This window comes from Pantoea sp. Seng, assembly GCF_009829935.1.
In the GTDB taxonomy this organism is placed as follows: domain Bacteria; phylum Pseudomonadota; class Gammaproteobacteria; order Enterobacterales; family Enterobacteriaceae; genus Pantoea; species Pantoea communis.
The window spans coordinates 1-26,307 of sequence record NZ_SZZV01000014.1 but is presented as its reverse complement, the minus strand read 5'-3'; the positions used below and the strand labels follow the sequence as shown (position 1 = coordinate 26,307).

Genomic DNA, 26,307 nt, shown 5'->3' with positions numbered 1-26,307 from the left:
ATCGTGATGGCGGCTTCTCTGAGTTTTGGTGATAGCAGCAGGCTATCCCTGAACCATCAACTGCGCTTCATCAGCAGGTACAAGCTGATGGCAAAGAACGCGGCGCTCGGCAATAGCGCCCCCAGAATCGGCGGGATGCCATACACCAGACTCAGCGGACCGAAGATCTGATCCAGCACGTAGAACAGGAAGCCGAAGCTAATCCCCGTCACCACGCGCACGCCCATCGACACGCTACGCAGCGGACCAAAGATAAACGACAACGCCATCAGCATCATCACCGCCACGGAAAGCGGCTGGAAGATTTTACCCCACATGTTCAGCAGATAACGCCCTGACACCTGGCCACTCTGCTTAAGGTATTTGCTGTAGTTGTACAGACCGCTAATGGACAGCGCATCCGGATCCAGCGCCACCACGCCAAGCTTGTCAGGCGTCAGGTTGGTTTTCCACTCCCCGCCCAGACTTTGCGAACCGGTAATCTGTTTCGCATCACTCAGGTTGGACTCATCTACCTGCGACAGCTGCCACAACTTTTTGTCCTTGTTCCAGGTCGCACTGGCGACATAACGCACGCTGAGCAGACGACGCTGGTCGGTGAAGGTGTAAATGCTGACGCCATCAATCTCATTGTCGCCTTTGATGCGTTCGATGTAGATAAAGTCATGGCCGTCTTTCGCCCACAGCCCATTCTGCGTCGACATCAGCGAGCCACCGTACAGCTGCTGCGCACGGTAGTTACGCGCCATCTGCTCGCCCTGCGGTGCCACAAATTCGCCGATAGCCATGGTCAACAGCACCAGCGGAATCGCGGTTTTCATCACCGCCAGCGCCACCTGCATACGGGTAAAACCCGATGCCTGCATCACCACCAGCTCGCTGCGCTGCGCTAGCGTTCCTAAGCCCAACAATGCACCCAAGAGTGCGGCCATCGGGAAGAAGATCTCAATATCTTTCGGTACGCTGAGCAGCGTGTAGTAACCGGCGTCGAGCGCGGTGTAAGCGCCCTGCCCGGTTTTACGTAGCTGATCGACAAATTTGATGATGCCCGATAGCGACACCAGCATGAACAACGTCAGCATGATGGTGTTGAAAATGGTTTTACCGATATAGCGGTCAAGGACCTTAAACATCAGAGCGATCCTCCACGGCTAAAGCGACCACGAATGCGTCGCATCGGTACCGTATCCCACAGGTTTAACATCACTGCCAGCGCCAGATAAGCCAGGTTCACGACCCACATCCAGATCGCGGGATCGAACTTGCCTTTCGCTGCGTTAGAACGTAACGAACTCTGCAGCAGGAAGAAGATCAGATACAGCAGCATCGCAGGCAGCATTGACAGCACACGCCCCTGACGAGGGTTGACCACGCTGAGTGGCACCACCATCAACGCCATCACCAGCACCGCAAACACCAGCGTTAGACGCCAGTGGAACTCGGCCTGGAACTGCGGCGTTTTGTGTTGGTACAGCGTGCTAATGCTCGCCTGATCGGCATCATTCGGATCGAGCGTGGCTTCTTTATAGCCCACCAGCGCCTGGTAGTTGGTGAAGTCGGTGATGCGGAAATCGCGCAGCATCGCAGTGCCCTCGAAGCGCGTGCCTTTATCCAGCGTCACCACTTGTGAGCCGTCTTTGCGCTGCTCCATATGACCGCTGTCAGCCAGCACCACGGATGGGCGCGCATTACCTTTTGGACGCAGCTGCGCCAGGAACACGTTACCAAACGTGTTGCCTTTGACGTTCTCGACAAACAGCACGGTATTACCGTCGCTGGAGGTCTGAAACTGGCCCGCTGCCAGCGCCGCTGCGCCAGGGTTGGCTTTGGCATTTTGTGTGACTTCATCCTGGTAACGCGATGACCATGGCCCTAACCAAAGGACGTTGACCGCTGCGACCGCTGAAGTCAGCAGCATCAGGATCATCGCGGCCTTGACCAGCACGCTTTTCCCCAGGCCGCAGGCATGCATCACCGTGATCTCACTTTCGGTGTACAGCCGCCCAAGAGTCATTAAAATCGCCAGAAACAAGCTTAGGGGCAGGATAAGTTGTGCCATTTCAGGCACGCCAAGTCCTAACAATGTCAGAACCAGATTTGTTGGGATCTCGCCATCCACCGCTGCACCCAAAATCCTGACTAACTTCTGGCAAAAGAAGATCAGTAGCAGGATGAACAGGATAGCCAGCTGGCTTTTGAGCGTTTCCCGAACCAGATATCTAATGATGATCACGCTTAGTACGCCTGTGATAACTTGTCTTTTTGCAGGAAAATCGCTAGTTTCAACGCTTATCAGCCATTTTTCTTCATCAATGGCCGTCATCGTAGCTAAAATAGTATGACGAACGCGTTAGGGTGGTGAAAAAACAACACATTGCCACCACATCTCATTATGACCGTCGGCGTTAAATTGTCATGGCGCCGCTAAAAATAATGGGTTACGAACGCGCTACATTCTAACGACAGCTAAGGCCGTTGTCTTTAAGATTCAGGAGAGTGCATGGAGTTCAGTGTAAAAAGCGGTAGCCCGGAAAAACAGCGTAGCGCCTGCATTGTTGTAGGCGTTTTCGAACCGCGCCGTTTGTCACCCATTGCTGAACAGCTGGATAAAATCAGCGACGGCTACATCAGCGCCCTGCTGCGTCGCGGTGAACTGGAAGGCAAAGTCGGTCAGACATTGCTGCTGCACCATGTGCCTAACATCCTGTCTGAACGTATCCTGTTGATCGGCTGCGGTAAAGAGCGCGAGCTGGATGAGCGCCAGTACAAACAGGTGATTCAGAAGACTATCAATACGTTGAACGACACCGGTTCGATGGAAGCGGTGTGCTTCCTGACCGAACTGCATGTTAAAGGGCGCAACACCTACTGGAAAGTCCGCCAGGCGGTTGAAACCTCAAAAGAAGCGCTCTACAACTTCGATCAGCTGAAAAGCAATAAAGTTGAACCGCGCCGTCCACTGCGCAAGCTGGTGTTCAACGTGCCAACCCGTCGTGAACTCACCAGCGGTGAACGTGCGATTCAGCATGGTTTGGCGGTGGCAGCGGGCGTCAGAGCCGCCAAAGACCTCAGCAATATGCCGCCAAATATTTGTAACGCCGCGTATTTGGCGTCGCAGGCGCGTCAGTTGGCGGATGCTTACAGCAAAAATGTCACCACGCGTGTCATCGGCGAACAGCAGATGAAAGAGCTGGGCATGAACGCGTATCTGGCGGTCGGGGCGGGCTCACACAACGAATCGCTGATGTCGGTAATTGAGTACAAAGGCAGCACCGATCCTGAAGCGCGTCCAATTGTGCTGGTGGGTAAAGGCCTGACCTTCGATTCCGGTGGTATCTCGATCAAACCTGCCGATTCGATGGATGAAATGAAGTACGACATGTGCGGCGCGGCGTCCGTGTACGGCGTGATGCGTATGGTGGCGGAACTCAATCTGCCGCTGAACGTCGTCGGCGTACTGGTGGGTTGTGAGAACATGCCGGATGGTCGTTCGATGCGTCCAGGCGATGTGCTGACCACCATGTCAGGCCAGACTGTTGAAGTGCTGAATACCGATGCGGAAGGCCGTCTGGTGCTGTGCGACGCGCTGACTTACGTGGAGCGCTTCGAGCCTGAAGTGGTGATTGACGTCGCGACCCTGACCGGTGCCTGCGTGATTGCACTGGGCCATCACGTCAGCGGTTTGATGTCGAACCATAATCCGCTGGCGCACGAGCTGATCAGCGCCTCAGAACAAGCAGGTGACCGCGCGTGGCGTCTGCCGATGGCAGATGAGTATCAGGAGCAGCTGGAATCCAATTTTGCTGATATGGCAAACATTGGCGGCCGTCCCGGCGGTGCCATCACTGCAGCCTGTTTCCTGGCGCGTTTTGCGCGTAAGTTTAACTGGGCGCACCTGGACATCGCAGGTACCGCATGGCGTTCTGGCAAGGCCAAAGGCGCCACCGGCCGCCCGGTTCCGCTGCTGTCGCAGTTCCTGTTGAACCGCGCAGGATTGAACGGCGACGATTAAAGCCGAGCAAAAAATACACACAAATAATTCGAGGTGCAGGAAGGCGGCAAACGAGAGAGTCCCGATGAGCTTACTCAAGTAAGTGATTCGGGTGAACGAGAGCAGCCAACGCATCTGCAGCTCGAAGTATGAAGTGTATAGACGTATGAACTCATGGGGCGCAAAATGCGCCCCACTGTCATTAATGGAAATAAGCTTGCCATGAAAAACGCCACTTTCTATGTGATGGAGTCGGAAAGCGCCAGCGACGGCCTGAGCGCCATCGAAGCACTGGTGTGCGATCTGGCCGAAACACGCTGGCGTGACGGCAAACGCATTCTGATTGCCTGCGAGAATGAAGACCAAGCTAATCGTCTGGATGAAGCGCTCTGGCAGCGTCCCGCCAACGCCTTTGTGCCGCACAATCTGGCCGGTGAAGGCCCGCGATACGGCGCCCCGGTGGAATTAGCCTGGCCACAGCGTCGCGGCAGTTCCCCGCGTGACCTGCTGATTAGCCTGCTGCCACAGTTCGCAGATTTTGCTACTGGTTTCCATGAAGTGATAGACTTCGTACCTTACGAAGAATCCCTAAAACAACTGGCGCGCGACCGCTATAAAGCCTATCGCAGCGTTGGTTTCCAATTGAATACGGCGACGCCACCTCCGCCGCAAACGACAGTGTAGAAATGGAAAAGACATATAACCCGCAAGATATCGAGCAGCCGCTCTACGAGCACTGGGAACAGCAGGGCTACTTTAAACCGAATGGCGACACCAGCCAGGAAAGCTTTTGCATCATGATCCCGCCGCCGAACGTCACCGGCAGCTTGCATATGGGTCACGCTTTCCAGCAGACCATCATGGATACCATGATTCGTTACCAGCGTATGCAGGGTAAAAACACCCTGTGGCAGGCAGGTACTGACCATGCCGGTATCGCGACGCAGATGGTGGTTGAGCGCAAGATCGCCGCTGAAGAGGGCAAAACTCGCCAGGATTACGGCCGTGATGCTTTCATCGACAAAATCTGGCAGTGGAAAGCAGAGTCTGGCGGCACTATTACCCGTCAGATGCGTCGTCTTGGCAACTCCGTGGATTGGGAGCGCGAACGCTTCACCATGGATGAAGGCCTGTCGAATGCGGTGCGTGAAGTCTTCGTGCGCCTGTATAAAGAGAATCTGATTTACCGTGGCAAACGCCTGGTGAACTGGGATCCAAAACTGCGTACCGCTATCTCCGACCTGGAAGTGGAAAACCGCGAGAGCAAAGGCTCAATGTGGCATATCCGCTACCCGCTGGCGGATGGCGTGAAAACCGCAGAAGGCAAAGATTATCTGGTGGTCGCCACCACTCGTCCGGAAACCCTGCTGGGCGATACCGGCGTGGCGGTGAACCCGGAAGATCCGCGCTATAAAGATCTGATCGGTAAAGAACTGATCCTGCCGCTGGTGAACCGTCGCATTCCGATCGTCGGCGATGAGCACGCGGACATGGAAAAAGGCACCGGCTGCGTGAAGATCACCCCAGCGCATGACTTCAACGACTATGAAGTCGGTCGTCGTCACAAGCTGCCAATGATCAACATCCTGACCTTTGATGGCGATATCCGCGAGCGTGCGGAAGTGTTCGACACCAACGGTGAAGTCAGCGACGAATGCGCCGATGAGATCCCAGCGCAGTTCCAGAAAATGGAGCGTTTCGCGGCGCGTAAAGCCATGGTGGCTGCGGTTGATGAACTCGGCCTGCTGGATGAAATCAAACCACACGATCTGACCGTGCCCTACGGCGACCGTGGCGGCGTGGTGATCGAGCCAATGCTGACCGACCAATGGTATGTGCGCACGGCTCCACTGGCGAAAGTTGCGGTAGAAGCGGTCGAAAACGGCGACATCCAGTTTGTGCCAAAACAGTATGAAAACATGTACTTCTCATGGATGCGTGACATTCAGGATTGGTGCATCTCGCGTCAGCTGTGGTGGGGACATCGCATCCCGGCCTGGTATGACAACGACGGCAACGTCTATGTCGGCCGTACTGAAGCCGAAGTGCGTCAGGAAAATAACCTGGCTGACGTTGTGGTACTGCGCCAGGACGACGACGTGCTGGATACCTGGTTCTCATCAGGTCTGTGGACCTTCTCGACCCTTGGCTGGCCAGAGAATACCGAAGCACTGCGTACCTTCCACCCAACCAGCGTGCTGGTGAGTGGCTTCGACATCATTTTCTTCTGGATTGCGCGCATGATCATGCTGACCATGCACTTCATCAAAGATGAAGACGGCAAGCCACAGGTGCCGTTCAAAACCGTCTACATGACCGGTTTGATTCGTGATGAAGAAGGCCAGAAGATGTCCAAGTCGAAAGGCAACGTCATCGATCCACTGGATATGATCGACGGCATTTCGCTGGAAGACCTGCTGGAAAAACGCACCGGTAACATGATGCAGCCGCAGCTGGCTGAGAAGATCCGTAAACGTACCGAGAAGCAGTTCCCGGACGGCATTGTGGCATCAGGCACCGATGCCCTGCGCTTTACCCTGGCGGCACTGGCCTCAACTGGCCGTGACATCAACTGGGACATGAAGCGTCTCGAAGGCTATCGCAACTTCTGTAACAAGCTGTGGAACGCCAGCCGTTTCGTGCTGATGAACACCGAAGAGCATGATTGCGGGCAGAACGGCGGCGAACTGAAGTTGTCACTGGCGGATCGCTGGATTCTGACCGAATTCAACAGCACCGTGAAAGCCTATCGTGAAGCGCTGGACAGCTATCGCTTTGATATCGCTGCCAACATCCTGTACGACTTCACCTGGAACCAGTTCTGTGACTGGTATCTGGAGCTGACCAAGCCAGTCATGAGCAACGGCAGCGAAGCGGAACTGCTCGGCACGCGTAATACGCTGGTTACCGTGCTGGAAGCGGTCTTACGCCTGGCGCACCCAATCATTCCTTACATCACCGAAACCATCTGGCAGCGTGTGAAAGGTCTGAAGAATATCGATCACGACACCATCATGCTGCAGCCGTTCCCGCAGTTTGATGCGGCGAAAGAAGATGTGGAAGCCAAAGCGGACATTGAGTGGATCAAGCAGGCGATCGTGGCAGTGCGTAACATCCGTGCTGAAATGAACATCGCACCGGGTAAACCGCTGGATGTGCTGCTGCGTGACTGCTCGCCAACCGCGCAGCGTCGTGTCGATGAGAACCGTAGCTTCCTGTCACGTCTTGCGCGTCTGGAAAGCCTGACCATTCTGCCTGCGGGCGAGAAAGGTCCGGTCTCGGTCACCAAGATCGTCGAAGGCGCTGAGTTGCTGATCCCAATGGCGGATCTGGTCAACAAAGAAGCCGAGCTGGAGCGTCTGGCGAAAGAGCTGACCAAGCTGGATGTCGAGATTGAGAAGATCCAGGTCAAACTGGCGAACGAAGGCTTTGTTGCACGTGCACCGGAAGCGGTGGTGGCGAAAGAGCGCGAGCGCATCGTTGAGCTGGAACAATCAAAAGCAAAACTGATTGAACAGCAGGGCGTGATTGCGGCATTGTAAGCGCATCAGTCCAATTGCTAAATCATAGCCGGGCACTGCCCGGCTTTTTTACACCGGAAGAAAATGATGACCACCGCTACGCCACTGAATTTACAGGTGCGCCCGATTGTTGCGGCCGATAATCCGCTGATTGCGCAAGTGATCCGAGATGTCTCCGCAGAGTTTGGCCTGACCGCCGACAAAGGTTACACCGTGTCCGATCCGAATCTGGATCGCCTGTTCGAGTTGTACAGCGAAGCGAACAGCGCTTACTGGATCGTCGAGCATGAGGGACGTGTTGTGGGCGGCGGCGGCGTGGCACCTTTGGCGTGTAGCGCACCGGACATCTGCGAATTGCAGAAGATGTACTTCCTGCCCCAAGTGCGCGGTTTAGGGCTGGCGCGTGCGCTGGCGTTGCGGGCGATGGAGTATGCGCGTCAGCAGGGTTTCCGTCGCTGCTATCTGGAAACCACCGGCACGCTAACCCGCGCGATTAAGCTGTATGAATCACTGGGATTTGAGCTGATTGATAACGCGATGGGCTGTACCGGGCACGGTGATTGCGAAGTGCGAATGTTGAAAGTGCTGTGATGTAAAAGCGGTGCGCAGATTTGCGCACCCAACTTAGTAAGCGGGCACACCGCTATGGAAACGCAACTCACCATCCGGCTCGCTGATTAATTTCGCTTCTGCTGCACCAAACGCCTGCACGCGCGGCGTAATATCCTTCGCTGAAATCTGTTCCGCCAGCTTCAAATAATCCTGATAGTGGCGCGCTTCAGAACGCAGCAGCGAAATATAGAACTTCTGCAGCTGTTCATCCAGATACGGCGCCAGGCTGGCAAAACGCTCGCAGGATCGCGCTTCAATATAGGCTCCGCAAATCAGCTTATCCACCAGCGCTTCAGGTTCAAACGTACGGATTTCACGAATCAGCCCTTTGGCATAGCGGCTGGCAGTGATTTTGCGATACGGCAAACCCCGCGACTGCATGATTTCCCACACCTGATAAAAATGATGCAGCTCTTCTTTGATCAGCAGAATCATCATCTCGACCAAATCATCCGCCCACGGCAGTTCGTTACGCACAATGATGCTCTTGGTCAGATTTTTATGTGCGTTAATGAAGTTGCTGTCTGGCTCTTCGCGGTAGATGAAATCTTCGTACGGCTTGAGCCACGCCAGAATGGCATCGCCACTGGGTTTATCGGCTACATACTTACGAATGATAAACACCGCGGTTTGTGCCGCTTTTAACTCGCACACCATGTGATCGGTCAACAACAGCGTCAGGTTTTCCGGCTTGCGCGCTTCGTCAATCCACGCTTGTGGCGTGCGGCAGTGCAGGAAGTCATAAATGGGTTCTAACAGAGGAGCGTAATTCATCGGCGTTCTTTATCTGGCGGGGAAGTGGTTCTGGGCGGCGAGCGCCGCCCGTTTAAGACTTAGTGACGCACACCGTCGTCTTCTTCGTCGTCGATGAAATCACCATCGTCGTCTTCATCTTCCGCGTCCGGGTCTTCGAAGTAAGTGCCCCAACCGTCGTAATCAACGTTGAACTTACCGGCCAGATTCACCAGTTGCTCAACTTGTGCATCAATCAGCTCTGGCTTCAATGCGCCTTCGCTCAGGATATCCACACACATCACCGTGCCGCCCTCTTCCAGCTCCAGCTCTTCTGGCTCGCTCACCTCAAAGCCCAGTTTGAAAGCCTCAACCGCGACTTTCTCCAGTGAGTCGAAGTTGTTGCAAGAGAGGTGATGCTCGATAGTGTAAAGCGCATCCGGATCGCTGCCGTCTTCCAGCAACTCTTCAATGATCAGGCGGGTTTCTTCGCGCTGTTCTTCCAGCAATGCTTCATATGCCATGTGCGTGTCCTCAAAATGTTCAACGTGAATGCAATTATTTTCCCACACTGCCTCGCGCGCCACTACACAAAACGGAAAGTTTCTTAACGCCGGGGTTGAAAATGCATATTCATACGGTTAGATTGAATTTTAATTCATTATTAGTCCCCATCTGGAGCGCTGTATGAGTCAGCTGTATTCGAGACACTTCCTGAGATTGCTGGATTTCACCCCCGCTGAAATCGCCGACCTGCTAAGTCTGGCAGGTGAATTAAAACACGCTAAGAAAAATGCTACCGAAACGCAGTACCTGAAAGGCAAGAATATCGCGCTCATCTTCGAAAAAGACTCGACCCGTACCCGATGCTCTTTCGAAGTTGCCGCATATGATCAGGGCGCTAACGTGACTTATCTCGGCCCAAGCGGCAGCCAAATCGGCCATAAAGAGTCGATGAAAGACACCGCTCGCGTATTAGGCCGCATGTATGATGGCATTCAGTATCGTGGCTTCGGCCAGGAATTGGTGGAAACGCTGGCGGAATTTGCCGGTGTGCCGGTGTGGAACGGATTGACCACGGAATTCCACCCGACGCAGTTGCTGGCAGATTTGCTCACCATGCAAGAACATCTGCCAGGTAAACCATTGAGCGATATGACGTTGGTATATGTGGGTGACGCACGTAACAACATGGGCAACAGCATGTTGGAAGCGGCAGCTCTGGTAGGGCTGGACCTGCGCCTGGTGGCACCGAAGGGTTGCTGGCCGGAAGAGCAGTTGGTTGAACAGTGTCGCGTTGCAGCACAGAAAACCGGTGGCAAAATCACCCTGACCGAAGAGATTGCCGAGGGCGTACAAGGTGCGGATTTCATCTACACTGATGTGTGGGTGTCGATGGGTGAAGCGAAATCGGTATGGGAAGAGCGTATCGCCCTGCTGCGTCCGTATCAGGTAAACAGCGCGATGCTGGCGCTGACCGGCAATCCACAGGTGAAATTCCTGCACTGCCTGCCCGCCTTCCATGATGATCAAACCACGCTGGGCCGTCAGATGGCTGAACAGTATGGTCTGAAAGACGGCATGGAAGTGAGTAACGAGGTGTTTGAATCGGCGCACAGCATCGTGTTCGATCAGGCCGAAAACCGCATGCATACCATCAAAGCGGTGATGGTCGCCACGCTGGGTAACCCATAAAGCAAACGTTTACCTTGCGGCGATTTCTGCTTGATGCAAATCAGTGAATGCGTATAATGCGCCACAATTTGCCGGAGGAAACATGCAACAGCGCAGCGTACAATTTGCCGCTCTACCCCGCCTGACCACAGGCGATGCCGCTGTTTCTTTCCGTCAACCATTGATCGTAAAAAAAGCCCCTTAAGCAGGGGCTTTTTTTTGTCCGCAATCCGGCAGCGCAGAGGAGAACGCTATGGCCAACCCGCTATATCGCAAGCACATTATTTCCATTAACGATCTCAACCGCGAAGAGCTGGAGCTGGTGTTACACACCGCTGCCCAGCTCAAGGCTCATCCCCAGCCGGAATTGCTGAAGCACAACGTGATCGCCAGCTGCTTCTTTGAAGCCTCGACGCGCACCCGCCTGTCGTTTGAAACCGCCATGCATCGTTTGGGTGCTTCAGTGGTGGGCTTTGCCGACGGCAGCAATACCTCGCTGGGTAAGAAAGGCGAAACGCTGGCCGACACCATTTCGGTGATCAGCACTTATGTCGATGCGATTGTGATGCGTCATCCGCAGGAAGGCGCCGCGCGCCTGGCGACAGAATTCTCCAGCGGCATTCCAATTCTCAATGCCGGTGACGGTGCCAACCAGCACCCGACGCAAACCCTGCTGGATCTGTTCACCATCCGTGAAACCCAGAGCCGCCTCGACAACCTGAATGTGGCGATGGTCGGTGACCTGAAATATGGCCGCACCGTGCACTCGCTGACCCAGGCGCTGGCGAAATTCACCGGCAACCGTTTCTACTTTATCGCGCCGGATGCGCTGGCGATGCCGGCCTACATCACCGATATGCTGGATGAGCAGAACATTGTCTGGACGCGCCACGACACCATCGAAGAAGTGATGCCAGAACTCGATATCCTGTATATGACGCGTGTGCAGAAAGAGCGTCTCGATCCGTCTGAGTACGCCAACGTCAAAGCACAGTTCATCCTGCGCGCGGCCGATTTAGCCGGCGCACGCGACAACATGAAAGTGCTGCATCCGTTGCCGCGTATTGATGAGATCACCACTGACGTCGATAGCACGCCGCACGCCTGGTATTTCCAGCAGGCGGGCAACGGCATCTTCGCCCGCCAGGCTCTGCTGGCACTGGTACTGAATAGCGAACTGGCCCTGTAAGGAGAAACCGATGACTCACGATAATAAATTGCAGGTTGAAGCCATCAAGCGTGGCACGGTAATCGACCATATTCCTGCGCAGGTCGGTTTTAAATTACTGTCGCTGTTTCGCCTGACCGAGACCGACCAGCGCATCACCATTGGACTGAATCTGCCTTCAGGTGAGATGGGGCGCAAGGATTTGATTAAGATCGAGAATACCTTCCTGACCGATGATCAGATTAACCAGCTGGCGGTGTATGCGCCTCACGCCACGGTTAACCGCATTGATGAATACGAAGTAGTAGCGAAAATCGCTCCGACCTTACCGGACCGTGTCGAACGCGTGCTGACCTGCCCGAACAGCAACTGCATTAGCCGCAGTGAGCCAGTATTCAGCAGCTTCGCGGTGAAACAGCGTGACGATGATGTGCACCTGAAGTGCAAATATTGCGAGAAAGAGTTCGCGCGCCACGTGGTGCTCGGTCACTGGTAATCGTGCTTATCGTCCCTATAATGGGGCGAACCAATACGCGGCTGACAAAGGTCGGCTGCGCACTTTTAAGGAGAAACAATGTCTCGCGAAATCAGCACAGAAAAAGCACCCGCAGCAATTGGCCCTTATGTGCAGGGCGTGGATCTCGGCAGCATGATCATCACTTCAGGCCAGATCCCTGTTGATCCGGCGACCGGTGCCGTGGCAGATGATGTGTCTGCGCAGGCGCGTCAGTCACTGGAGAACGTGAAGGCGATCGTGGAAGCCGCTGGCCTGAAAGTGGGCGACATTGTGAAAACCACCGTGTTCGTGAAAGATCTCAATGACTTCGCCACCGTTAACGCCACTTACGAAGCCTTCTTCACCGAGCACGATGCCAGCTTCCCAGCACGTTCTTGTGTGGAAGTCGCGCGTCTGCCGAAAGATGTGAAGATCGAGATTGAGGCCATTGCCGTACGTCGTTAAGTAAAGCAATGCGCAATAAATTGCGCCGCTACAAATTTGTGCTCAACTGTAGCGGCGCGATGAGTGTGCTAGAACATCACCTTAGCGACATCAATGCATGGCGTGCTCTTCACCCCCGTAGCGACGTAATTCCATGATGTGCCATCCCCTCGTAGCGGCGTGATTGGTCGCGCATCCATTTATTTAGACGACCTCAACAACTTCTCCAGCGGCCTGACCAACGCCAGCACCGTTTCATCCTGCACTTCTGCCGCAGCGTCCAGTTTGGCGCGCATCTCAGCCACTTCGCTGGCACCGTATGCCTGATTACGCTGCATCGCATTGACCAAATCGATGCCCATGCGGCTCAGTTGCGCCACCTGCTGAACCTGCTGCTGCAGCGGCTTGAGCTGATAGCTGCTCAGAATCAGCGGCATCACCGCGTCACTGTTGTTCTGCCAGCGCTGTAACTGCTGACGAATAACGTTGGCCGCCATGCGATCCTCACGGTTGGCGATCAGTGCATCGACTTGTTTATCCAGTAACCGCACCGGTTCGCTTTCGGCAGGCAGTACATCCGCCAGACGATTGAGCGGCTCGAAATAGTCATAGTGCCCTGCCTGGAATTTCAGGTGCTGACGCGTGTAATATTGCGCCGGTTCCAGCACCTCCGCCAGCACGCGCAGCGGCGTGATATCGCTGGTGTTGGCCAGTCGGATCATCTGCACCTCCGCCTGCTGATGCTGCTGTAATCCCACCGACACCGTGCCCCAGCGATCCACCGCGTTTAAGCGTTGGTACATGTTGTCGCTGTCGGTGACATCCTTCGCCGACCACAGACGCTCAGCCACCACAAAGGCACGCGGCCATAAACGCGTATCAATTACCCGGCTGTTGACGTTTTCCGCCCACAGCGCTGCTTCACCGCCAATCAGGTTGTTTTGCATTTGCTCAGGCGTTGGCACTGAAGGCTGAATACCGGTCGGCACCTGTGCCAGCTTGCTGCCCTCAGCGGGATAGCGCACATTGCCCACCAGCATATAACCGGTCAGTTTGTCCTGCGTCAGAGAGACCATTGGCTGAAACGGCCCCATCCAGGTATCCACGCTAAAGGTCAGCTGCGTGGGCGACAGCCAGCGAATATCACTCACCATACGCCGCGCTTTGCCGCTGAAATCAATAAAGCCACGCCAGCCGTTTTTAGCTTCCACCAGAGTGAAACTGCCTTTGACCGGGCTTCCCTTCAAACGCGGCATGGTGAACTGCCAGCTCTGCGCTTGCTCGTCGGCTTGAATCTGATCCTGACCCTGGAGTCCCTGCGGCCAGGGCTCGTTGCGGTAGTGGTAGGCTGCGGTTTGCGGTTGATCGAGATAGAAACCGGTTGAGAGAATGCCACGGAAATCGTGCTTCGCCACCTCACCTAACGCATCCTGCCCCTGCCAGGACTGGATCAAAATGCTGTTCGGCAGGTCCGGATGGTAAACCTCATCCCAGCCAATCATCCGGCGCTGATGCGCTTCCAGGATCTTCTCCACTCGCTGATTGAACCACGCCTGTAATGCGTGCGTGTCTTTCAGACCATGGTCACGCATAAACTGCTGAATTTTCGGCGAGTCATTCCATTGGGTCGGATCCACTTCATCGCCGCCGATATGGATATAAGGATCGGGGAAGATCGCCGTAACCTCGCCCATTAGCGTATCGATGAAGGTGAAGACCGCTTCGTTGCTGGGATCGAGCAGCGGTTTAAACACGCCCCAGCCGCGTTCCATCTGGTACGGGCCCGGCGCGCTGAGCAGTTCTGGCATCGCCACCGCGATCGCCGAGGCGTGCCCCGGCACATCAATTTCCGGCACCACGCGCACGCCGCGCTGGGTGGCATAACGCACCACATCACGCATCTGTTGCTGCGTGTAGTAAAGGCCGTCGCAGGCCTTCTCCTGCAACTGCGGATAGTGGCTGGAGGCAAATCTCCAGCCCTGGTCATCGGTCAGATGCCAGTGGAATACGTTCATTCGCGCTGCGGCGATACCGTCGATCTGCCGCTTCACCGTTTCAATCGGCAGGAAGTGGCGTGCCGAATCGATCAGCACCCCGCGCCACGGGAAGCGTGGTTTATCGTCAATGGTGACGTAAGGCATCTGCGTTCCCGTCTCATTATTCTCAATCAGCTGCAGCAGCGTTTCCATGCCGCGCATCGCACCGAAACGCGTGTTGGCTTTTAGCGTCACGCCGCCGCTGTTGACCTCAAGATGATAGCTCTCATCGCTGTCCGGCTGTGGCAGGGGATCCACTGCCTGGGCAATTTGTACCTGAATGGTGGCCTGGCCGCTCGGCGCACTGGCGGGCAGCAGCGGCCAACCGGTTTGACGTGAAATGCGCGCACGCCAGCGCGCTTCAGCCCCCTCCAGATGATCGCCCGTAATATGCAGCGTGAATTGCGGTGTCAGCGTCAATGCGCCGCCGCTGGCAGGCTGCACCACTTTTTGCGGCCAGGGCATTAAAGGCAGATCAGAGGCGGGGGCGGCAACAGCGGAAAAAGTCAGGGATAAACAACAGGCGAGCAGCGTTCGTTGCAGAGGCATGTAAGGCATCCTTGTAATTAAATGACGGGCCAAAAATAGGCAAAAAAAAAATCATTAAACCTGCTTCGCATCGCAAATCAAGTTGTAAAAGTTCGAAGTTTGGTCTGCTTAAAACTTTTGAAGTTTAGTCCGCTTTACCATTGTGCGGCTTTCAATCTTCGTTATGTCTTCTTTGCGGCAGGTCAAAAACAACGCAATTAATTTCAGCCAAAACACCACATATTGCGATTACACTCTGCACAAATATCTACATATAGTTTCACGGAGAGAAAATGGCGGCGGTGGTGATTAAGCGAGACGGCTGTAAAGTGCCGTTTGAAGCGCAGCGTATTGCGCTAGCGGTTCAGGCGGCGGCGCAAGCTGCTCAGATTGATGATGCGAGTTGGTGCACACAAGTCGCAGAGCAAGTGAGCCAGCGATTGTCCGATCGCATTGAGGTCGATATCCGTGACATTCAGTGCGCAGTGGAAGAGACGCTGATGGCCGGACGCTGGCCGCAGCTAGCGCGCGCGTATATCGAATATCGCCATGACCGTGATTTAGCCCGTGAACAGCGTGGCAAACTGCATCACGCCATTCGCGGCCTGGTTGAACAAACCAATGCCGCGCTGCTCAACGAAAACGCCAACAAAGACAGCAAAGTGATCCCCACCCAGCGCGATTTGCTGGCAGGCATCGTTGCCAAACATTATGCCCAGCAGCAGCTGCTGCCGCGTGATGTGGTTCTGGCGCATGAGCGCGGCGAGATTCATTACCACGACCTCGACTATTCGCCATTTTTCCCGATGTTTAACTGCATGTTGATCGATCTTCAGGGCATGTTGAACAATGGCTTTAAGATGGGCAATGCCGAAATCGAGCCGCCGAAATCCATTGCCACCGCGACGGCGGTGACAGCACAAATTATTGCGCAGGTCGCCAGCCATATTTACGGTGGTACCACCATCAACCGCATTGATGAAGTGCTGGCGCCGTTTGTGACGCTTAGTCTGGAGAAACATCGCGCCGTGGCACAGCAGTGGCAGATCCCGGATGCGGAAGCCTATGCGCGCGTGCGCACCGAGAAAGAGTGTTATGACGCATTCCAGTCTCTCGAATATGAGGTCAACACGCTGCACACCGCCAACGGGCAGACGCCGTTTGTCACCTTTGGCTTTGGTCTCGGCACCGATTGGGCCGCGCGCCTGATTCAGCAGTCGATTCTGCGTAACCGCATCGCAGGGTTGGGGAAAACCCATAAAACTGCGGTGTTCCCGAAACTGGTATTTGCCATCCGCGAAGGGGTGAATCGTCGTCCCGGTGATTTTAACTACGACATCAAACAGCTGGCGCTGGAGTGTGCCAGCAAGCGCATGTATCCCGACATTCTCAATTACGACAAGGTGGTGGAAGTCACCGGTTCGTTCAAAACCCCGATGGGCTGCCGCAGCTTCCTCGGCGTGTATGAGGAAAACGGTAAGCAGATTCACGAAGGGCGAAACAATATTGGGGTGATAAGCCTGAACCTGCCGCGCATTGCACTGGAAGCCAAAGGCAATGAAGCTCATTTCTGGCTGCTGCTGGATGAACGGCTTGAACTGGCTAAACGGGCATTGATGACGCGCATCGCCCGGCTGGAGAAAACCAAAGCACGCGTAGCGCCGATTCTCTACATGGAGGGCGCGTGTGGCGTACGTTTGAACGCTGATGACGAAGTCGGCGCGATTTTCCGCAACGGCCGTGCTTCGATCTCGCTCGGCTACATCGGCCTGCATGAAACGCTGAACGCGCTGAGCGGCAATGAAGTCCATCCGTATGATGCGCAGCACCTGCGGGAAAAAGGTGTGGCGATTGTGCAGCGACTGCGTGCTGCTGTGGATGCGTGGAAAGACGAGACCGGCTACGGTTTTAGCCTGTACAGCACGCCAAGCGAGAATCTCTGCGATCGCTTCTGCCGGCTCGATGCCGCCGAATTTGGTGTGGTGCCGGGCGTGACCGACAAAGGCTACTACACCAACAGCTTCCATCTCGACGTCGAAAAGAAAGTGAATCCCTACGACAAGATCGACTTTGAAGCGCCCTACCCGGCCATTGCCAATGGCGGCTTCATCTGTTACGGCGAATACCCCAATATTCAACACAACCTCAAGGCGCTGGAGGATGTGTGGGATTACAGCTATCACCGCGTGCCCTATTACGGCACCAATACGCCCATCGATGAGTGCTACGAATGCGGCTTTACGGGTGAATTCAGTTGCACCAGCAAAGGCTTTACCTGTCCGTGCTGTGGTAACCACGAGCCGGCACGGGTTTCCGTCACGCGCCGTGTTTGTGGCTATCTGGGCAGCCCCGATGCGCGCCCCTTTAATGCCGGCAAGCAGGAAGAAGTACAGCGTCGCGTTAAACATCTGGATACCGGACAGTTAGGATGATGCGTATTCATCGCTATTACGCCGTCGATATCGTCAACGGGCCGGGCACGCGCTGCACGCTGTTTGTTGCCGGGTGCGAGCATCAGTGTCGCGGCTGCTACAACCAAAGTACCTGGCGCCTCGATTCCGGTGGTCCCTTCACGCTGGAGATGGAAGAGCAGCTGATTGCCGATCTCAAGGATCAGCGCATTCCGCGCCAGGGGTTGTCGCTCAGCGGCGGCGATCCCCTGCATCCGCACAATGTGCCGCACATCCGTCGTCTGGTGAAACGCGTGCGGCGTGAATGCCCGGACAAAGATATCTGGCTGTGGACCGGCTATGAGATGGCGGAACTGAGCGCGGCACAGCGTGAAGTGGTGGATGAAATTGATGTGCTGATCGACGGGCGGTTTGTGGAAGCGGAGAAAGATGCGCGGCTGCTATGGCGCGGCAGCCGCAATCAGAAGATCTGGTATTTACGTCAGCCACAGGGCGATCGTACCGAGGATCATACCGCTCAGCGCCACGCCAATCAGCGCGATCCACAGCGCGCGCGCCGGGAAGGCACGGTGCAGCATCAGTAGCGATGGCACACTCACGGCGGGTAAGGTTACCAGCAGCGCCAGCGCAGGCGCGATCCCCATGCCCGCCAGCATCATGGTCTGTACAATGGGAATTTCTGCAGCGGTGGGAATGACAAACAAACAGCCCGCTATCGCCATCAGCATCACCCAAAACAGCGTGTTGCCCACTGCGCCATCGGCATGCGGGAACAGCCAGACTCGCGCAGCACCCAATAACAGCACGGCAACGATATACAGCGGGATGGTGTTCCAGAACAGCCGCCACATCACGCGCAGCCAGCGAGTCAGAAACGGCTGCTCGCTGTCGGCAGCCATCACCATGGGCGCGGCAATGGTTTGTTCTGGCACGCTACGCTGCACCAGCGATGCAATGCCTGGCACCATGATCACGCCCGCCACCAGCCGAATCGCCGCGAAGTGCCAACCCAGCACAAATCCCATAAAGATTAGCGTGGCGGGATTTAATAGCGGATTGGCCAGCCAAAAGGCCATCGCCGCCCCGCTGGATACCTGCGACTGACGCAAACCCGCCGCCACCGGCGCGGCACAACAGGTGCACATCATCCCCGGCAAGCCTAAACCGGTGCCGATCAGCGTCGATCCAAACCGCGAGTTGCCCATCAGGCGCAGCAGCCAGTTGCGTGGGATCAGCACCTGTACCAGCGATCCCAAAATCACACCCAGCACTGCGGCTTTCCAGACGGCGAGGAAGTAAACCATCGCGTAATCCAGCGCCGCGCGCCACGGTGAATCCGCGGCATTCGCCAAAATGGATATGCCGATTGAATGGGTTTCAGCCGCTGTGAAGGCTTTGCCGTAATAGGGCTGCCATTTGACGTACCACAGGCCAATGACGACGACGGCGAGGAACAGCAAGGGTTTCCACCATGCGAAGCGCGCCGCTGGTGCAGAAGATGCAAGTTGGGTCATAGCAGATTCCGTATTCTACAGAATAACGAATGCCGCACCGGGAAGTGAGGCGGTTAATCCATAGTGTTATTCAGGTTATTGGAATCTGCTACGCAAAGTTAGCGTAAGTTTGATCGGGCGCGGAAAATTAACTTTCGCCGGTTTTATCGCGCTGCCAAAGGATTTTTTTGCCGAAGCCCAGCGCGTTGTCAGTCATCTTCAGCTCATCCAACATAATCTCCCACAAGGGTGCCTGAACCTTGCGGGCAATCGGATAACGTTTCTGGTAGGCATGCCGCGCCTGCGCTTCACGCTCTCCAGTAAGCTGCTGAATACGGCCACTGTACTGCACGCCTTTGATTAGCAACACGGTTTTCGGCTGGCCGTTAACCGTCCCCGCCACGCGCGGATTAGCTTGCATAAGGGTGCCGTGTCGCGTATCGGGTTCGGTCATCAACCAAAACGCCATTCGTGTTTCATCCAGCACGTAAAAGCAGTTGGCACACCACAGATCGTCGCCATGACTGGCGCACAATGACAGGGCACGCTGTTTTTTAAGAAAACGAATAAGATGAGAATGGTCAGACACAATGCAACTCCATGTGGCAGATAGCGAGGCTAGCCTAAGCGCGCTACACTGCCCAACAGCCATTGAACAGGAAAAGTCATATGCAACAGGGCTGGCAGCTCTATATGCTGCAAACCGCCGCCGGGATGCTTTATACAGGCATTACCTCAGATGTTCATCGCCGCCTGCAGCAGCATCAATCCGGGAAAGGTGCGCGCGCATTGCGTGGCAAGGGTCCGCTGACGCTGGTGTTTAACTGTGATGCCGGCGATCGCGCAGCCGCTTCGCGCCTGGAATATCAGGTGAAGCAGCTCAGTCGCACGCAAAAGCTGCTGCTGGTATCGCAGCAGCCTTCATGCCTGAATGCGTGGTTTAATCGAAACGATTAAAAGGTTCGGAGAAAGCGATTAATCCTTCTGCGCCCGTAAATGCATCATCCGCTAATTTATAGACCTGAAATGCCGCTTCACTGCCCAGCCAGCGACAGTGCAAGCCGTGACGTGCCGCCGGTTCGAAGCCCAACGGGTTGTAGAATTCGGGATCGCCCAAGACCACCACCGCGCTGTAGCTGAACTCGTTCAGGGAATCGAGCCCTTCATACACCAGCTGTTTGGCAATGCCCTGCTTGCGCACCGATTCATCCACCGCCAGAGGCGCCAGCGCCACCCAATTGCGGTCTTCACCTTGTAAGGTCACCGGGCTAAAGGCGGCATAACCTAATACCTGCCCTTCATCATCCGTGGCCACTACACCTAGCGTTAATAAACCATCTTCACGCAGCTGCTGCACCAGTTCAGCCTCGGCGGAGGTCGCAAAACTACGCTTCAATAAGCTGTCGATGCCCGCCGCATCCACACCAATTTCAGTACGAATCAACATGAGATCCCCGCGCGCGCCTCAGCGGCCTCCGCGTCCTGTTTCATTCCTGCCTCAACAAAGGCAGCCAGCTGCTGCAACCCCGTGCGCAAAGACGTGGGCATGGCCTCCAGTTCAATGGCATCCATCAAATTCTTCACCTCCAAACCCAGCTCCGTGTCGCCCTCAATCACCAGACGGCGTTGGAAGAACAACATATCGGGGTCTGCTTTGCGTGCTGCCACCAGCAACAAGTCGTTGGCTTCACCGCGGAACCAGACATCTGCCTCGGCGTCGCGTGAAACGGTCAGGCGTCCATTCTGCAAGGTGGTGATCCAGCGCAGATTCAAATCTGCAATCTCAATCCCAAGAAAGCGCCCTTCCAGAAAGTCTAACTCACCTTCAGACAAAGCATGACGAAATTGCCAGTTTAAGAGTTGTTGCAAAACCACTTTTTTTACAGGGAATGGGGTGAATGAAATAGGTAAGGCAAGGAATTCTGGGCCTTTTTTCACCATCAGGCCGCGTAAGCGCGAAAACATCATCAACAATCCCTTCAGAAAATTTTACCTATATTGCCACATCCAGACGCCCTCGCCTCCACTGAGATCAAGGAAATTGCGGAAGAATTGATTAAATAATCTTCACTCTGCATGCTGACTGACGCTTTCACTGCCTTAAATCAACATTCACGCCTGTCGCCTTCCCTACACTTTAACGCTTCGGAATTCGGGGGAGGAAATGTATGGAACTGCTGTGTCCAGCGGGGAATTTACCTGCGCTGAAATCGGCGGTGGAGCATGGCGCCGATGCAGTGTATGTCGGTTTGAAAGATGACACCAATGCCCGCCACTTTGCTGGCCTTAATTTTACTGACAAGAAGCTGGCAGAAGCGGCGCGCTTCCTGCACCAGCATCGCCGCAAGCTGCACGTGGCCATCAATACCTTTGCCCATCCTGATGGGATGAATCGCTGGCAAACGGCCATTGATGTGGCGGCGCAGAACGGCGCAGATGCCTTGATTCTCGCCGATATCGCTACGCTGGAGTATGCCGCGCAGCGTTATCCGCAGGTGGAACGCCATCTTTCCGTGCAAGCTTCGGCGACAAATTTGCAGGCCATCCACTTTTACCATCGCCATTTCAATCTCAGCCGCGTGGTGTTGCCGCGCGTATTGTCGATGCATCAGGTTAAACAGCTGGCGCGTGAAACACCGGTGCCGCTGGAAGTCTTTGCCTTTGGCAGCCTGTGCATTATGGCGGAAGGCCGTTGCTATCTCTCCTCCTGGCTGACGGGGGAATCACCCAACAGTGCGGGTGCCTGCTCGCCGGCAAAATTCGTGCGCTGGCAGCAAACGCCGCTGGGGATGGAATCACGCCTGAATGAAGTGCTGATTGATCGTTACAGCGCCGATGAGAGCGCCGGTTATCCCACGCTGTGTAAAGGGCGCTATCAAGTGGATGACCAGCGCTATCACGTGCTGGAAGAACCCACCAGCCTGAATACCTTATCGCTGTTGCCGGAGTTGCTTCGCGCCAATATTGCTTCGGTAAAAATTGAAGGCCGCCAGCGCAGTCCGGCTTATGTGGCGCAAGTAGCAAAAGTGTGGCGCCAGGCGATTGATCGCTGCATGGCCTCGCCCGAGCAATTCGAGGTGCAGGAACCCTGGATGCGCGCGTTGGGCGAACTTTCTGAAGGTAGCCAGACCACGCTCGGTGCCTATCACCGCAGCTGGCAGTGAGGAGATGCTATGAAATATGCCATCGGGCCGGTGCTGTGGTACTGGCCAACGGAAACGCTGGAACGCTTTTATCAGCAGGCTGCCGTCAGCTCTGCTGACATCATCTACCTCGGCGAAGCGGTATGCAGTAAACGTCGTGCAACCTCATTCCAGCAATGGATGGAATTAGCACGCCACCTGGCACAACACGGTAAACAGGTCGTGCTCAGCACGCTGGCGCTGTTGCAGTCGCCTTCGGAAGTCAAAGAGCTGCGGCGCTATGTGGAGAACGGTGAGTTTTTGCTGGAAGCCAACGACATCGGCACCGTTAACATGGCAGCCGAACGTAAGCTGCCGTTTGTCGCCGGGCCGACGCTTAACGTCTACAACGCGCAAACGCTACAGTTGCTGCTCAAAGAGGGTATGACGCGCTGGTGTTTACCGGTCGAGATGTCGCGCGACTGGCTGATTCAACTGTTGCAGCAGTGCGATGCCGCAGGCCTGCGCGACAAGTTCGAAGTGGAGGTATTGGGTTATGGCCATCTGCCGCTGGCGCTGTCGGCACGCTGCTTTACCGCCCGTTCCGAAAATCGCGCCAAAGATGACTGTCAAACTTGCTGTATTCACTATCCCACTGGTCGCCGCGTGCTGTCACAGGAGGGCCAACAGGTGTTTGTGTTGAATGGCATCCAGACCATGAGCGGCTACTGTTATAACCTTGGTAACGATTTGGCCGGCATGCATAACTGGATCGACATCGTACGCCTCTCGCCGCAGGATGAAACCACGCTAACAGAGGTTGCTCGCTTCCGTGCGAACGAAGCCGGTGAAGCGCCGCTGATGATGGCGCGCGGCAGTGAATGCAACGGTTACTGGCGTCGTTTGGCGGGTATGGCGCTTGAAGGCGGACGGTAAAGGCACATTCCGGCTATATTCCTGCTGTTAATAGCAGTTTTAATATGGGTAATGATGCGTAATACTGATTGGCGCAGGTCTGATAACACCTGCGCCATCATTATCTGGAGTGCCCATGTCTGAGAAAAAAAACGTTCGCCTGTCCGTGCTGGATCTTGCACCTATCCCGCAAGGTTCTGCTGCGCGCGAAGCTTTCCACAATTCGCTGGCGCTGGCGCGTCAATCTGAAGCCCTTGGTTTCCATCGTTACTGGCTCGCTGAGCACCACAACATGACCGGTATCGCCAGTGCGGCAACCTCCGTGTTGATTGGCTATCTGGCCGCGAATACCGAAACTCTGCGCCTCGGATCTGGCGGTATTATGCTGCCCAACCACGCACCGCTGGTGATCGCTGAACAGTTTGGTACGCTCGAATCCTTATACCCTGGCCGTATTGATTTAGGGCTGGGCCGTGCGCCAGGTTCTGACCAGCGCACCATGCTCGCACTGCGCCGCCATCTCTCCAGCGCCCAGGCGGACAGCTTCCCGGAAGATGTAGCAGAACTGATTCGTTGGTTTGATGCCGAAGAGGGTGAGCATCCTCCGGTACAACCGGTACCGGGTTTAGGCTTAAATATTCCAGTCTGGTTATTGGGTTCCAGCCTCTACAGCGCACAACTGGCTGCACAGCTCGGCTTGCCGTTCGCCTTTGCTTCCCACTTTGCACCGGACCTGTTGTTCCAGGCTTTGCATCTCTATCGTGAGAAATTCAAGCCTTCTGCGCGTCTGGCGAAACCTTATGCCATGGTGTGCGTCAACGTGGTCGCGGCGGATAGCGAGCGCGATGCGCGCTTCCTGTTTACCTCGATGCAGCAGCAGTTTATTAATCTGCGCCGGGGCAAACCGGGCCCGCTGCCAGCTCCTGTCGAAAACATGGATAACCTCTGGTCACCATCAGAGCAGTATGGTGTGCAGCAGGCGTTGAGCATGTCGATTGTCGGTGACAGCGATAAAGTGCGTCAGGGGCTGGCTGCGCTGATGCGCGAAACGCAGGCCGATGAAATCATGGTTAATGGCCAGATTTTCGATTCACAGGCCCGTCTGCGTTCCTTCGCACTGGCGATGGAAGCGGCACGCTCGCTGTAACGTTTACTGCTGTGGGGTCAATCCTTCTGGCCCCACAGCTACCATACGCACATCACGAGCCGGCGATTGCCCGTAAAAACGGCTGTATTCACGGCTAAACTGCGAAGCGCTCTGATACCCCACGCGATACCCTGCGGTGCCCGCATCTAACTTATCAATCAACATCAAACGCCTTGCTTCATTAAGGCGCAGCTGCTTTTGATACTGCATTGGTGTCATGGCCGTGACCGATTTGAAGTGATGGTGCAGCGACGAAATACTCATGCCCACGCTACTGGCCAGTTGATCCATCTTGAGCGGCTGATGAAAGTTTTCACGTAGCCAGCGTGCCGCGCGCGCCACTTTGTTGCCCGGCCGCTCCGTCAACGCCATGTTGAGGATGCGGGGTCCTTCCGGTCCGGTAAGGAGTCGATAGAAAATCTCTTGCTCAATTAACGGTGCCAGCGCCGGAATATCCTGAGGCTGATCCAACAGCTCAATCAGGCGGATCACGGCATCGACTAACGGCGGGGCCACTTTGTGCACAGTGATACCACGTTCGTTGGTCACCGCTGCGCCGATCTGCTGCAACGGGAAATGTTCGAGGTAGTGCATCAGGCGCGTTTCGTTGATGGTGATCCCCACGCCCAGATTCGGTTTTTCCTCCGTGGCCTGTACCACGCAGGATTGCACCGGCATATCCAGCGTCACCAGTAGCAGATCGCCCGGCCCGTAATGCATCACGTCTTCACCCATGCGCATTGCCTTTTGCCCTTGCGCCACCAGTGCAAAGCTGGCCCAGGTCGCAATATGCGACAGGCTCGTGGGTTTGGAGCTTCGGCCAAATGAGAGAAAATCGATGGGGCTGAAGTGACGGCCATCTTCCGGGGTATGGCGCGCAATCATCGCCACCAACTGCTGCCACTGTTCCTGATGAATCATGCGTTGCGCACTCCGCGATGAGAAATCACTGTGTATCTATTCTCGCTTTTCCCCGATGCGGCGCCTAGTCCTTGAGCCACACTTTTGCAGGATCGTGCAAAAAGCTTGCAGGATTGCGCTACCGCAAAATTGTATGGACAGCGCATGCTTACCCTTCCCCGAATTCTCAGGTGGAGAGACACAATGAAAGCACTTGAAGGCAAAATTGCGCTGGTAACGGGCGCGTCGAAAGGCATTGGCGCCGCCATTGCTATGACTTTCGCGGCGGCCGGTGCTCGGGTCGTGGTTAACTATCGACAGGATGAAGCGGGCGCGGCAGATGTGGTCACTGACATCTGCGAGCTGGGCAGCGACGCCATCGCCGTTCAGGCCGATATCTCACGCGAGGCCGATGTGCAGCGTCTGTTCGCTCGCAGCATCGAGCAGTTTGGCGCACCGGATATTGTGGTCAATAATGCTGGCATCTTCCATCACGGTGACTTTGCCGAGCTCAGCCTTAGCGAAATGCAGCAGCAACTCAATGTGAACCTGTTAGGTACAGTGTTAGTGTGCCAGCAGGCGGCAAAACACTTCCCTGCGCGGGGTGGATCGATCATTAACCTGAGTGCGCTTCACAGTAAGCAGAGCACGCCTGGCTCAGTGCTGTGGGCCGCGACCAAAGGCGCAATCGATACCTTAACGCAAGGTCTGGCGCGTGAGCTTGGGCCGCGTAATATCCGCGTTAATGCGTTAGCACCGGGCATTATCCTGACTGAAGGCTTGCTGGCCGCGAAGAAGATGAATCCAGATGTTAAGGCGAAACTGATCGCCGCGACGCCGCTAGGCCGATTTGGTCTGCCAGAAGATGTGGCACAGGTTGCCCTGTTTCTGGCATCAGAAGAGTCAGCCTACGTGAGTGGAGAGCGGGTGTTGATTGCCGGCGGCGTGTAACGTTTAATTTACGAGCATAAAAAAAGGGACGCCGTGGCGTAATGCCGATCAGTTAAGACAAAAATGATCGGTTGAATGATCCGGCAGTTCTGCAAAAATCCGTAATCTCTCAGGGATTACGGATTTTTTTATGCTTCTCAGTCAGGCTCTCGATATCGTTCATCAC

Annotated in this window: 24 protein-coding genes and 1 pseudogene; 15 read left to right on the top strand and 10 right to left on the bottom strand. The window is 55.4% G+C overall.

The window, feature by feature from the left end:
- Positions 1-56 precede the first annotated feature (56 nt).
- Together lptG and lptF are read right to left on the bottom strand one after the other, a co-directional pair.
- Positions 57-1,133 (bottom strand): LPS export ABC transporter permease LptG, encoded by a 1,077-nt coding sequence (lptG, locus tag FD737_RS15305; RefSeq protein WP_160833918.1) that lies wholly within the window; start codon positions 1,131-1,133, stop codon positions 57-59.
- On the bottom strand, positions 1,133-2,233 hold the full coding sequence (lptF, locus tag FD737_RS15300) for an LPS export ABC transporter permease LptF (RefSeq protein ID WP_097118222.1): 1,101 nt from the start codon (positions 2,231-2,233) through the stop codon (positions 1,133-1,135). The genes lptG and lptF overlap by 1 nt, the downstream gene beginning before the upstream one ends.
- A 267-nt stretch (positions 2,234-2,500) precedes the next feature.
- Between lptF and pepA the strand changes: the two genes are divergently transcribed.
- The 4 genes from pepA (at position 2,501) to FD737_RS15280 (ending at position 8,103) form a co-directional block, all read left to right on the top strand.
- The gene (gene pepA / locus FD737_RS15295; RefSeq protein WP_034826455.1) at positions 2,501-4,012 is read left to right on the top strand and encodes a leucyl aminopeptidase; all 1,512 of its coding nucleotides are present in this window, start codon (positions 2,501-2,503) and stop codon (positions 4,010-4,012) included.
- A 201-nt stretch (positions 4,013-4,213) separates the two neighbouring features.
- The gene (locus FD737_RS15290; protein WP_097118221.1) at positions 4,214-4,675 is read left to right on the top strand and encodes a DNA polymerase III subunit chi; all 462 of its coding nucleotides are present in this window, start codon (positions 4,214-4,216) and stop codon (positions 4,673-4,675) included.
- A 2-nt stretch (positions 4,676-4,677) separates the two neighbouring features.
- Positions 4,678-7,533 (top strand): valine--tRNA ligase, encoded by a 2,856-nt coding sequence (locus tag FD737_RS15285; protein ID WP_160833917.1) that lies wholly within the window; start codon positions 4,678-4,680, stop codon positions 7,531-7,533.
- A 63-nt stretch (positions 7,534-7,596) separates the two neighbouring features.
- The gene (locus FD737_RS15280; protein ID WP_370523083.1) at positions 7,597-8,103 is read left to right on the top strand and encodes a GNAT family N-acetyltransferase; all 507 of its coding nucleotides are present in this window, start codon (positions 7,597-7,599) and stop codon (positions 8,101-8,103) included.
- 33 nt (positions 8,104-8,136) lie between these two features.
- Here the strand turns inward: FD737_RS15280 and FD737_RS15275 are convergent, their stop codons facing one another.
- Entirely contained in the window at positions 8,137-8,898 is a 762-nt protein-coding gene (locus FD737_RS15275) for a tRNA-(ms[2]io[6]A)-hydroxylase (protein ID WP_160833916.1), read from the bottom strand.
- 59 nt (positions 8,899-8,957) lie between these two features.
- A complete protein-coding gene (gene rraB / locus FD737_RS15270) occupies positions 8,958-9,380 on the bottom strand; it encodes a ribonuclease E inhibitor RraB (RefSeq protein WP_034826466.1) in 423 nt (140 codons plus the stop codon).
- 163 nt (positions 9,381-9,543) lie between these two features.
- Here rraB and argF point away from each other — a divergent pair, with 163 nt between their 5' ends.
- The 4 genes from argF to ridA all read left to right on the top strand — a co-directional run bounded on the left by argF (position 9,544) and on the right by ridA (position 12,659).
- The gene (argF, locus tag FD737_RS15265) at positions 9,544-10,551 is read left to right on the top strand and encodes an ornithine carbamoyltransferase (protein WP_058959434.1); all 1,008 of its coding nucleotides are present in this window, start codon (positions 9,544-9,546) and stop codon (positions 10,549-10,551) included.
- A gap of 232 nt (positions 10,552-10,783) precedes the next feature.
- The gene (pyrB, locus tag FD737_RS15260) at positions 10,784-11,719 is read left to right on the top strand and encodes an aspartate carbamoyltransferase (protein WP_034826472.1); all 936 of its coding nucleotides are present in this window, start codon (positions 10,784-10,786) and stop codon (positions 11,717-11,719) included.
- Between the two features lie 10 nt (positions 11,720-11,729).
- Positions 11,730-12,194 carry an aspartate carbamoyltransferase regulatory subunit gene (gene pyrI, locus FD737_RS15255; protein ID WP_034826475.1) on the top strand — a complete coding sequence of 155 codons (465 nt, stop codon included), beginning with the start codon at positions 11,730-11,732 and terminating at the stop codon, positions 12,192-12,194.
- Positions 12,195-12,272: 78 nt separating this feature from the next.
- Positions 12,273-12,659: a 2-iminobutanoate/2-iminopropanoate deaminase gene (gene ridA / locus FD737_RS15250; protein ID WP_084934256.1), complete on the top strand. Its 387-nt coding sequence runs from the start codon at positions 12,273-12,275 to the stop codon at positions 12,657-12,659.
- A gap of 179 nt (positions 12,660-12,838) precedes the next feature.
- Here ridA and FD737_RS15245 read toward each other — a convergent pair whose 3' ends face one another.
- Complete coding sequence (locus FD737_RS15245) at positions 12,839-15,223, bottom strand: beta-N-acetylhexosaminidase (protein WP_160833915.1); 2,385 nt, start codon at positions 15,221-15,223, stop codon at positions 12,839-12,841.
- 272 nt (positions 15,224-15,495) lie between these two features.
- Here FD737_RS15245 and nrdD point away from each other — a divergent pair, with 272 nt between their 5' ends.
- Together nrdD and nrdG are read left to right on the top strand one after the other, a co-directional pair.
- Positions 15,496-17,634 (top strand): anaerobic ribonucleoside-triphosphate reductase, encoded by a 2,139-nt coding sequence (gene nrdD / locus FD737_RS15240; protein ID WP_160833914.1) that lies wholly within the window; start codon positions 15,496-15,498, stop codon positions 17,632-17,634.
- Positions 17,631-18,095, top strand: a pseudogene (gene nrdG, locus FD737_RS15235) (anaerobic ribonucleoside-triphosphate reductase-activating protein); the annotation flags it as partial. The gene nrdD and the pseudogene nrdG, both read left to right, overlap by 4 nt.
- On the opposite strand, the gene FD737_RS15230 reads toward nrdG, so the two are convergent.
- Positions 18,090-19,127, bottom strand: a complete 1,038-nt coding sequence (locus tag FD737_RS15230; protein ID WP_160833912.1) for a permease — start codon at positions 19,125-19,127, stop codon at positions 18,090-18,092. The pseudogene nrdG and the gene FD737_RS15230 sit on opposite strands and share 6 nt — an antisense overlap.
- A gap of 127 nt (positions 19,128-19,254) precedes the next feature.
- Entirely contained in the window at positions 19,255-19,695 is a 441-nt protein-coding gene (locus FD737_RS15225) for a YhbP family protein (RefSeq protein ID WP_058959439.1), read from the bottom strand.
- 80 nt (positions 19,696-19,775) lie between these two features.
- On the opposite strand from FD737_RS15225, the gene FD737_RS15220 reads away from it, so the two are divergent.
- Positions 19,776-20,063, top strand: a complete 288-nt coding sequence (locus FD737_RS15220; protein ID WP_160833911.1) for a GIY-YIG nuclease family protein — start codon at positions 19,776-19,778, stop codon at positions 20,061-20,063.
- Here FD737_RS15220 and FD737_RS15215 read toward each other — a convergent pair.
- Positions 20,047-20,553, bottom strand: a complete 507-nt coding sequence (locus FD737_RS15215; RefSeq protein WP_034826492.1) for a GNAT family N-acetyltransferase — start codon at positions 20,551-20,553, stop codon at positions 20,047-20,049. The two genes, FD737_RS15220 and FD737_RS15215, sit on opposite strands and share 17 nt — an antisense overlap.
- A complete protein-coding gene (locus FD737_RS15210; protein WP_160833990.1) occupies positions 20,547-21,071 on the bottom strand; it encodes an SCP2 domain-containing protein in 525 nt (174 codons plus the stop codon). The genes FD737_RS15215 and FD737_RS15210 overlap by 7 nt, the downstream gene beginning before the upstream one ends.
- Before the next feature lie 203 nt (positions 21,072-21,274).
- On the opposite strand from FD737_RS15210, the gene FD737_RS15205 reads away from it, so the two are divergent.
- The 3 genes from FD737_RS15205 to FD737_RS15195 all read left to right on the top strand — a co-directional run bounded on the left by FD737_RS15205 (position 21,275) and on the right by FD737_RS15195 (position 24,290).
- Positions 21,275-22,270 carry a peptidase U32 family protein gene (locus FD737_RS15205; RefSeq protein WP_160833910.1) on the top strand — a complete coding sequence of 332 codons (996 nt, stop codon included), beginning with the start codon at positions 21,275-21,277 and terminating at the stop codon, positions 22,268-22,270.
- Between the two features lie 9 nt (positions 22,271-22,279).
- Positions 22,280-23,164, top strand: a complete 885-nt coding sequence (locus FD737_RS15200) for a U32 family peptidase (protein WP_058959442.1) — start codon at positions 22,280-22,282, stop codon at positions 23,162-23,164.
- A 115-nt stretch (positions 23,165-23,279) separates the two neighbouring features.
- Positions 23,280-24,290 carry a luciferase-like monooxygenase gene (locus FD737_RS15195; protein ID WP_160833909.1) on the top strand — a complete coding sequence of 337 codons (1,011 nt, stop codon included), beginning with the start codon at positions 23,280-23,282 and terminating at the stop codon, positions 24,288-24,290.
- A 3-nt stretch (positions 24,291-24,293) separates the two neighbouring features.
- Here FD737_RS15195 and FD737_RS15190 read toward each other — a convergent pair whose 3' ends face one another.
- Complete coding sequence (locus tag FD737_RS15190; RefSeq protein ID WP_160833908.1) at positions 24,294-25,211, bottom strand: AraC family transcriptional regulator; 918 nt, start codon at positions 25,209-25,211, stop codon at positions 24,294-24,296.
- 183 nt (positions 25,212-25,394) lie between these two features.
- Here FD737_RS15190 and FD737_RS15185 point away from each other — a divergent pair, with 183 nt between their 5' ends.
- On the top strand, positions 25,395-26,141 hold the full coding sequence (locus FD737_RS15185) for an SDR family NAD(P)-dependent oxidoreductase (protein ID WP_058959444.1): 747 nt from the start codon (positions 25,395-25,397) through the stop codon (positions 26,139-26,141).
- Positions 26,142-26,307: the final 166 nt, after the last annotated feature.

Bases quoted from the DNA above. Each gene is read 5' to 3' on its own strand.
- lptG (WP_160833918.1), bottom strand. From the start codon at position 1,133: ATGTTTAAGGTCCTTGACCGCTATATCGGTAAAACCATTTTCAACACC.
- pepA (WP_034826455.1), top strand. From the start codon at position 2,501: ATGGAGTTCAGTGTAAAAAGCGGTAGCCCGGAAAAACAGCGTAGCGCC.
- FD737_RS15290 (WP_097118221.1), top strand. From the start codon at position 4,214: ATGAAAAACGCCACTTTCTATGTGATGGAGTCGGAAAGCGCCAGCGAC.
- FD737_RS15285 (WP_160833917.1), top strand. From the start codon at position 4,678: ATGGAAAAGACATATAACCCGCAAGATATCGAGCAGCCGCTCTACGAG.
- FD737_RS15280 (WP_370523083.1), top strand. From the start codon at position 7,597: ATGATGACCACCGCTACGCCACTGAATTTACAGGTGCGCCCGATTGTT.
- FD737_RS15275 (WP_160833916.1), bottom strand. From the start codon at position 8,898: ATGAATTACGCTCCTCTGTTAGAACCCATTTATGACTTCCTGCACTGC.
- rraB (WP_034826466.1), bottom strand. From the start codon at position 9,380: ATGGCATATGAAGCATTGCTGGAAGAACAGCGCGAAGAAACCCGCCTG.
- argF (WP_058959434.1), top strand. From the start codon at position 9,544: ATGAGTCAGCTGTATTCGAGACACTTCCTGAGATTGCTGGATTTCACC.
- pyrB (WP_034826472.1), top strand. From the start codon at position 10,784: ATGGCCAACCCGCTATATCGCAAGCACATTATTTCCATTAACGATCTC.
- pyrI (WP_034826475.1), top strand. From the start codon at position 11,730: ATGACTCACGATAATAAATTGCAGGTTGAAGCCATCAAGCGTGGCACG.
- ridA (WP_084934256.1), top strand. From the start codon at position 12,273: ATGTCTCGCGAAATCAGCACAGAAAAAGCACCCGCAGCAATTGGCCCT.
- FD737_RS15245 (WP_160833915.1), bottom strand. From the start codon at position 15,223: ATGCCTCTGCAACGAACGCTGCTCGCCTGTTGTTTATCCCTGACTTTT.
- nrdD (WP_160833914.1), top strand. From the start codon at position 15,496: ATGGCGGCGGTGGTGATTAAGCGAGACGGCTGTAAAGTGCCGTTTGAA.
- FD737_RS15230 (WP_160833912.1), bottom strand. From the start codon at position 19,127: ATGACCCAACTTGCATCTTCTGCACCAGCGGCGCGCTTCGCATGGTGG.
- FD737_RS15220 (WP_160833911.1), top strand. From the start codon at position 19,776: ATGCAACAGGGCTGGCAGCTCTATATGCTGCAAACCGCCGCCGGGATG.
- FD737_RS15215 (WP_034826492.1), bottom strand. From the start codon at position 20,553: ATGTTGATTCGTACTGAAATTGGTGTGGATGCGGCGGGCATCGACAGC.
- FD737_RS15210 (WP_160833990.1), bottom strand. From the start codon at position 21,071: ATGTTTTCGCGCTTACGCGGCCTGATGGTGAAAAAAGGCCCAGAATTC.
- FD737_RS15205 (WP_160833910.1), top strand. From the start codon at position 21,275: ATGGAACTGCTGTGTCCAGCGGGGAATTTACCTGCGCTGAAATCGGCG.
- FD737_RS15200 (WP_058959442.1), top strand. From the start codon at position 22,280: ATGAAATATGCCATCGGGCCGGTGCTGTGGTACTGGCCAACGGAAACG.
- FD737_RS15195 (WP_160833909.1), top strand. From the start codon at position 23,280: ATGTCTGAGAAAAAAAACGTTCGCCTGTCCGTGCTGGATCTTGCACCT.
- FD737_RS15190 (WP_160833908.1), bottom strand. From the start codon at position 25,211: ATGATTCATCAGGAACAGTGGCAGCAGTTGGTGGCGATGATTGCGCGC.
- FD737_RS15185 (WP_058959444.1), top strand. From the start codon at position 25,395: ATGAAAGCACTTGAAGGCAAAATTGCGCTGGTAACGGGCGCGTCGAAA.